The 7388-nt window shown below is 71.2% G+C and carries 8 protein-coding genes; 4 read left to right on the top strand and 4 right to left on the bottom strand.

Annotation, left to right across the window (positions count from 1 at the left end; all coding sequences use genetic code 11):
* The first annotated feature begins 108 nt into the window (after positions 1-108).
* Positions 109-759 (top strand): vitamin K epoxide reductase family protein, encoded by a 651-nt coding sequence (locus GXP76_RS32500; RefSeq protein WP_242575210.1) that lies wholly within the window; start codon positions 109-111, stop codon positions 757-759.
* 82 nt (positions 760-841) lie between these two features.
* On the opposite strand, the gene GXP76_RS32505 is transcribed toward GXP76_RS32500, so the two are convergent.
* The 4 genes from GXP76_RS32505 to GXP76_RS32520 all read right to left on the bottom strand — a co-directional run bounded on the left by GXP76_RS32505 (position 842) and on the right by GXP76_RS32520 (position 3035).
* Positions 842-1240, bottom strand: coding sequence for a hypothetical protein (locus GXP76_RS32505; protein ID WP_242575211.1), 399 nt, complete (start codon positions 1238-1240; stop codon positions 842-844).
* 139 nt (positions 1241-1379) lie between these two features.
* Positions 1380-2078, bottom strand: a complete 699-nt coding sequence (locus tag GXP76_RS32510) for a hypothetical protein (RefSeq protein ID WP_242575212.1) — start codon at positions 2076-2078, stop codon at positions 1380-1382.
* Positions 2079-2355: 277 nt separating this feature from the next.
* Positions 2356-2595: a chaplin gene (locus GXP76_RS32515; protein WP_242575217.1), complete on the bottom strand. Its 240-nt coding sequence runs from the start codon at positions 2593-2595 to the stop codon at positions 2356-2358.
* A 188-nt stretch (positions 2596-2783) separates the two neighbouring features.
* Entirely contained in the window at positions 2784-3035 is a 252-nt protein-coding gene (locus GXP76_RS32520; RefSeq protein ID WP_242575213.1) for a chaplin, read from the bottom strand.
* Positions 3036-3263: 228 nt separating this feature from the next.
* On the opposite strand from GXP76_RS32520, the gene GXP76_RS32525 reads away from it, so the two are divergent.
* The 3 genes from GXP76_RS32525 (at position 3264) to GXP76_RS32535 (ending at position 7321) form a co-directional block, all read left to right on the top strand.
* Entirely contained in the window at positions 3264-4415 is a 1152-nt protein-coding gene (locus GXP76_RS32525) for a DUF3344 domain-containing protein (RefSeq protein ID WP_242575214.1), read from the top strand.
* Positions 4416-4508: 93 nt separating this feature from the next.
* Entirely contained in the window at positions 4509-5702 is a 1194-nt protein-coding gene (locus GXP76_RS32530) for a glycosyltransferase (protein ID WP_242575215.1), read from the top strand.
* A complete protein-coding gene (locus tag GXP76_RS32535) occupies positions 5699-7321 on the top strand; it encodes a sugar transferase (protein ID WP_242575216.1) in 1623 nt (540 codons plus the stop codon). The genes GXP76_RS32530 and GXP76_RS32535 overlap by 4 nt, the downstream gene beginning before the upstream one ends.
* Positions 7322-7388: the final 67 nt, after the last annotated feature.

Consider the following 7388-nt stretch of genomic DNA (forward strand, 5'->3'; position numbering starts at 1 on the left):
TCATGCCGTGGAAACGCCGTACTCGGCCCCCGAGTCACTGCGCCCGGCGTGTCGCGGGGAAAGCCAGAACGCACATTCGAATGTGTGACCGAACCAGTGGAGCACACCATGACGACAGTAGTGATCGACAACGCGCCGGCCTCCGGCGCGGGCAGCGACGAGGCCCTGCGGGACGGGCCGCGCCGCTACGGAGCGGGGCGGGCGCTGGCGTGGCTGCTGGTGGTGACGGGCGCGGCGGGTGTGCTGGCGTCCTGGGTGATCACGATCGACAAGTTCAAGCTGCTGGAGGACCCGGGCTTCACACCGGGGTGCAGTCTGAACCCGGTGGTCTCGTGCGGGAACATCATGACGAGCGACCAGGCGTCGGTGTTCGGGTTCCCCAATCCGATGCTGGGTCTGGTGGCGTACGGGATCGTCGGCTGCGTGGGCGCGGGGCTGCTGGCCGGGGCGCGCTACCGGCGCTGGTTCTGGCTCGGGCTCAACGCCGGGATGCTCCTCGGTGTCGCCTTCTGCGCCTGGCTCCAGTACCAGTCGCTCTACAGCATCGGCTCGCTCTGTTTGTGGTGCTCGCTGGCGTGGGTGGCGACGATCGTGATGTTCTCCTACGTCACCACGCACAACATCACGCACCGGATCCTGCCGGCGCCCGCGGGGCTGCGCGGCGCGCTGGGGGAGTTCCCCTGGGTGCTGCCCGTCCTGTGGACCGGGACCATCGGGATGCTCGTCCTGACCCGTTGGTGGGACTTCTGGACCAGCTGAGAGCGGCCGTCCGGTGTCCCCGCGCATGAGCGCGGGAGCGCCGAACGGCCGCCACTGTCGCGGGGGTTACGGGAGCCGGGGACTACCGGCCGAGCGGGATCCCGCCGAGCATCGCGCCGCCCTTGGCCTTACCGCTCTTGCTCTTGCCACTCTTGTCCGCCTTGCCCTTGTCGGCCTTGCCCTTGCCCTTGCCTCCGTCGGTGCCCTTGCCGCCCTTGCCCTTGTCGTCCTTGGCGCCGCCGGTGAGACCGTCCGCCACATCGCCCACGCTGTTGACGAGGGAGCCGTCGTTCTTCGGGTCCAGGGCGTTCGTCCGTACCGGCTGGGCGTCGAGCGTCTCCTGGTTGGTCACCGTTTCGAGTGCCCCGCCCAGTCCGCCGTTCAGGCTCATCGGGAGGTTCTGGGCGGCGAACGCCGGGGAGGCGGCACCCAGCGTCAGTACGGAACCGGCGATGACCGCGGCGACCTTCATGGGCTTCATGGTGAATCCTTCTTTCAACGGTTGTTCTCTCGTGTCCTGGCCTCGCCCTCAGTAACGATCTCCGGCCGTCCCGGACACGACGAACGGCCGTGCGGCCCCGTGTGACGGGACCGGCACGGCCGCTCTGGCGTACTCGGTGTTACTGGCCCTGCGGCGTCGTCGGCACGCCCGGAAGCTCCGGAGCCGGCGCGGGAAGCTCGGCGCCCGGGAGCTTGGGCAGCTCGGGCAGGCCCGGCAGGTTCGGGGCGGGCATGCCGCGGTCCATGACGAGCGCGGTGGTGAGGTTGACCAGCGAGGTCACGGCGGCCTGCGACTGGGTCGCGACGGCCTTCGCGTCCTTGGCGGCCGCCGCCTTGAGCAGCGCGTCCGTCGACTTCTGTACGGAGTCGACGGCCTGGACCGTCATGTCGGCCGGGGCCGACGCCTTGCCGTCGGCGCCCACGGCGTTGACGGGGTTCATCGCGTCCGCGTTGCCCGTGTTGTCGGCGGGCTTGGCGGGGGCGGCCGGGGCGGCGTTCTTGACCGCGTCCAGCCCTTCCTTGATGGCCGTCTGGTGCTTCTCGATGTCCGCGGCGGCGAGCTGGCCGTTGTCCGCTTCGAGCACGTCGGCGAGCAGGTCGGTGACCGGCGTGATGGCGCCGGACAGCGAACTCAGGGCCTCGGCCTGCTGCTTGACGGCAGCGACGTCGGCCATCGGGGCACTGGTCGCCGTCTCGGCGGTGACACCGGTCGGCGTCTCGTCGGTGCCGGCGGTGGCGACGGCGGTTCCGGCGGTGCCGAGAACGAGCGCGGCGCAGACGGCGGCGGCTGCGGCGCGGGAGGAAACGTGGGAACGCATGAATGGTCCTTTCAGGACAGGGTGGGGGTTTCGTTTTCACCGTGAGTCGCCGCACCGTGACCCGCAACTGATCGGAACCTTCGCTCCCTGTGCGCCAATCGGCCGCCCCGACCCCTCTGACCTGCATCGGACCCCGGCGGATCGCCACCCGTCCGGTACGCGTGTCGCGGCCGAAAGGGTGGCCGGACATACCCTCGTACAGCGGAAGAGCCGCTCGCCCCTGGATGGGGGGAGCGGCTCTTGACGTGGGTGACGGCAGTCGGGGCTGCCGTCGGGATCAGGCGTTGACGCAGGTGTTGCCGAAGGCCGGGTTGAGCAGACCGATGACGTTGATGGTGTTGCCGCAGACGTTCACGGGCACGTGCACGGGAACCTGGACGACGTTGCCGGAGATGACACCCGGGGAACCGACAGCCGCGCCCTGGGCGCCGCTGTCGGCGATGGCGGCACCGGAGGCGCCGACGACGGCGGCGGCGGCCGCGGAGGACAGAACAACAGCCTTGGCGATACGCGACATGGGGATGAGCTCCTCGGTCTTGAGGGGAATGGCCGTGCGGGCGCAGTTGCCCGACTTACCGATCAACGCGGGGCATGCTGATCGGTTGCGGCCCGAATGAGTGAAGAAACGGTTCCGGGCCCGGCGGGCGGTGCCGCCGGGCCCGGTGCGCCGGCCGTGGGCCGACGGAGCTCGGGCTCCGTCGAAGGTCAGGCGTTGACGCAGGTGTTGCCGAAGGCCGGGTTGAGCAGGCCGACGACGTTCACCGTGTTGCCGCAGAGGTTGATCGGCACGTGGACCGGGATCTGGATCAGATTGCCGGAGAGGACGCCCGGGGAGTTGGCCGCGACTCCCTCGGCGGAGGCGCCGCTGTGGCCGGTGGCGGAAGCCATTCCGGCGCCGGCGAGGAGGAAGGCAGCGCTCGACGTTGCCATGACGACGGACTTAGCGACTCGCTTCATCACCATATCCTTTCGATTTACGAATGGTGCGACAGGCTCAACGACCGGCGGCCGTTCGGGAAACGCGGCATCGCCCGAAGAGTGCTAAAGGGCCCTCGGAAAGGTTTGCGAGCGGCCCGATTCCGGGAAAGCGACTGTGCCTTGATACGGTCCGCGCGGCTCACGTGATTTTCAGTCCGCGTCTGTAAGGGTGCACTGTCGATTCATACTTGGGGTCGGAGAGTCTTAATGCGTCATTCCGTGGTTCATGCTGTAAGGCGCGGTCTGCTGACCGCCGTCATGGCGACGGCGGCCGTGACCGTCACCGCAATGGCTCCGTCCTCCCATTCGGCGGCGCGGGCCATGCCGGATTCCGCGGTCCGGGCCGCGGAAGAGGCCAGTCGGATTCCGTTCGCCGAGCGCTACCGCGCCGTCCAGCACGGCGGGATCGTCCGCGCGGCCAACTCGGCCATCACCTGCCGGACCACAGGTGAGTTCACCGTCGTCACCCCGGCGGACGCCGCCGCCTGCGTCACCGCGCGGGACGGTTCCACGGCCTCCAACGACCGGTTCGACATGTTCTACACGGACCTCGACGACGACCCGAACACCTACAACTCGACCCGGGGCGAGGTGCGCCTGCCGGCCGGAGCCACGGTCAGCTACGCCCGTCTCTACTGGGGCGGGAACCTGCGCGTCGGCGAGCAGAAGCCGTCGAAGGACAACGGCCGCGTACTGATCGCCGAGCCCGGCGGCTCGTACAGGGAAGTCCTGTCCGACACCCTGATCGGCCACCGTACGGCCGGCGGGGCCGACGCCTACCAGGCGTCGGCGGACGTCACGCCCCTGGTGCGCTCCGCCGGTTCGGGTCTGTACACGGTGGCGCAGATCAATGTCGCCATGGGCAGGACGGCGGCGGGCGCGTGGGGCGGCTGGACGTTGGCCGTCGCGTACGAGAAGGCCCAGGACCCGCTGCGTCATCTGGCCATCTGGGACGGCTTCGAGGCGCTCGACTCCGGGAACCGGCAGTTGCGCGTCGGGCTCGGCAAGCTGCGCACGCCGGCGGGCGGCGCGGGCGCCCTGGGCGTCGTCGCGTACGACGGGGATCCCGGGACCGCCGGAGACTCGCTGACGGTCGGAACGGGAAGCGGGAAAGCGCGCCCGATCGGCGACACCGCCAACTCGGCCGACGACGTGCTGAATTCCAGCATCGCAGACGCGGGTGTCAATCAGATTAAACGACAACCCGCTTACAAGAACAGTCTCGGATATGACTCCGATCTCTTCGACCTGCGGGAAGCACTCGTCCCGGGAGGCGACACTATGAACGTCACTTTCCGGACCGGGCGCGACTCGATCTGGCTCGGCGCGCTCTTTGTAGCGGTGGACGCGCGGCGCTGAGCCGGCTCATTCCGCTGCGCATCAACAGCGCTGACGCGTTTTCCCGATTGTCCGATCCACGACACCAGAGACCACGAATGGAGTGACTTGCGCGTGCCGCAACCGAGCAACAGTCCACGTTCCGGCTTCACCGTTCTCCATCTCGTCCAGCCGGTCGACGGAGGAGTGGGCCGCGTCGTCGCCGATCTCGTCCACGCCCAAGTCGCCGCCGGAATGCGGGTCGTCGTCGCCTGCCCCGACCGGGGCCCGCTCACGGCGGACGTCGCGGCGCTCGGCGCCGAGACGGAGGTCTGGCGCGCGACCCGAGACCCCGGGTTCGGACTGCCCGCGGAGATCCGCCGCGTCACCGAACTCGTCGCACGGATCCGCCCCGACGTGGTGCACGCGCACAGCGCGAAGGCCGGATTCGCCGGACGCCTGGCCGTACGGGGACGTATCCCGACCGTGTTCCAGCCGCACGCCTGGTCGTTCGAGGCGGTCAGCGGTACGACGGCGGCCCTCGCCCGGGGCTGGGAGCGGCTGGCCGCCCGCTGGACCGCGCGCGTCGTCTGCGTGAGCGAGGCCGAGCGCGGCCGGGGCGAGCGCGCCGGAGTACGAGTTCCCTGGTCCGTCGTCCACAACGGTGTCGACGCCGACCGCTTCCGCCCGGCGGACACCGCCGACGACCTCTCCTCCACCGCCGCCGGCCGCGCCGCGCTCCCCCTGCTCGCCCAACTCCCCCCGGACACACCCCTCGTGGTGTGCGTGGGACGGCTCTGCCGGCAGAAGGGGCAGGACATCCTGCTCCGGGCCTGGCCGCTGGTCCTGCGCGACCTGCCCGACGCCCGTCTCGTACTCGTCGGTGACGGTCCCGACGCCGAGCGGCTGCGCGAGGGCGCCCCGCCCTCGGTGCTCTTCGCCGGAGCCGTGACCGACACCGCCCCCTGGTACCGGGCCGCCGACCTGGTCGTCCTGCCGTCCCGCTGGGAGGGCATGGCGGTGGCACCGCTCGAAGCGATGGCCAGCGGACGGACCGTACTGCTCAGCGACGTGGACGGGGCGCGCGAAAGCCTGCTGCCGCACCAGCGGGCACACTGCCTGACCGCGCCCGAGGACCACGCCGCCACGGCGAAGGCGATCACCGCGCTGCTGCGTGACCCGTCGCTGCGCGACACCTTCGGCCGCGAGGGCCACGAACACGTACGCGGCACCTATGACGTGCGGCGGACCACGCGAGCCATCGCGGACGTGTACCGCGACGTGGCCGCCGTGCCGCTCTCCGAGCGCAGGGAGCCGATTCCCCGGTGAACACGGAAAGCACCAGCGTCCCCGCGCCGTCGGGACGCGGATCGACAGCGCGCGGTCCGGCCGACCCCGGTGCCCCCGGCGCCCCCGGACCGACGACCGTCACGACCGAGAACCGGCCGCCGCTCGGATACGCCTCGCTCCTGGCCCGGCAGGACGGGGCCGACCGCCTCGCGCTGCCACCCCGCCGCCGTACGGCCGCCCCCCTGCGCTTCGGGCTGCCGCTCCTCGCGTCCGACTGGCTGTCCGCCGTGATCGGCACCGCGTTACTCGACTCCGGCCAGCGCCACGCGCTGCTGATCGCGCAACTCCTCATCTGCGTCGCCGTCCTCAACGCGTACGCCGGTCTCTACCGGCCGTCGGGCCCGCGGACCGCACTGGACGAATTCCCCGCACTGGCCGCGCGCACCTTCGTCGCCTGGTGCGCCTCCGCGGCGCTGCTCGCCGCGCTCCACCCCACACACGCGCTGAGCCTGGCCGCCCTGCTGGCCGGGAGCGCGACCCAACTGCTCCTTGCTTGCTGCGGCCGGGCCGTCGTCCACGGATACCGGCGGCGCACGGCGCGCAAGCGGCTGTCATCCGCGCTCGTCGTGGGCACCGGACCGACGGGCCGGCGGTTCGCGGCGCTGTTCGCCCGGCATCCCGAGTACGGCCTGCGGCCCGTCGGCATCGTCGCCCCCGTGGAGGCGGAGGGGCCCGCCGGCCCGGACGGTGGCCCGCACGACGACGGCGTCGGCGAGGACCACCCCGCCGACGCCGACACCCCGGCCCCCGGGCTCCCCGTGCTCTCCACCGTCGAGGAGATCCACCGCGCCGTCATCCAGAACGGGGTCCGGCAGGCCGTGTTCGTCGACGGCCCGGACGGCGCCGGCGGTGACGAGGAGCGCGCCGGGCTCGTCTCCCTCTTCCACGAGTACGGCTGCGCCACCTGGTTCGTCGGCGCCGGCCCCTGGGACACCGTCGTCAGGTCCGGCACCCGCCGCGGCATGTCCCAGCACGTCTGGGGCTACACCTGCCACCGCGTCAACCCGCCCGCCCCACCCCGAGGCGCCCTCGCCAAGCGCCTGCTCGACATCGCCGTGGCGGCGATCGCGCTGGTCGCCGTCTCGCCGGTGCTGCTGGCCTGCGCGCTCGCCGTACGGTTCCTCGACGGGCCCGGTGTGCTGTTCCGCCAGGAACGCGTCGGGCAGAACGGCCGCCCCTTCACCGTGCTGAAGTTCCGCACCCTGCGCCCGGCCGACGACACCGAGGCCGCCACCCGCTGGTCCGTCGCCAACGACCGGCGGATGAGCACGGTCGGCCACATCCTGCGCCGTACGTCGATGGACGAACTCCCGCAGATCTGGAACGTCCTGCGCGGCGACATGAGCCTCGTCGGACCCCGCCCCGAACGCCCCTTCTTCGTCGCCAACTTCAGCAAGACCCATCCCGGTTACGCGGCACGCCACCGGATGCCCGTCGGTATCACCGGTCTCGCGCAGGTCAACGGGCTGCGCGGGGACACCTCCATCGAGGACCGCTCCCGATTCGACAACCACTACATCGACCACTGGTCGTTGTGGCAGGACGTGTGCATCATCATCCGAACCGCCCTCTCGCTCGTCCGTCCGGCGGGGAGCTGACGTGGCCCACGCCCGAGGAGCGCCGCTCCTGGCCCCCCGCACCGAATCGAACCCACTCCGCCCGCCG

This window comes from Streptomyces sp. NP-1717, assembly GCF_022695985.1.
Taxonomy (GTDB): domain Bacteria; phylum Actinomycetota; class Actinomycetes; order Streptomycetales; family Streptomycetaceae; genus Streptomyces.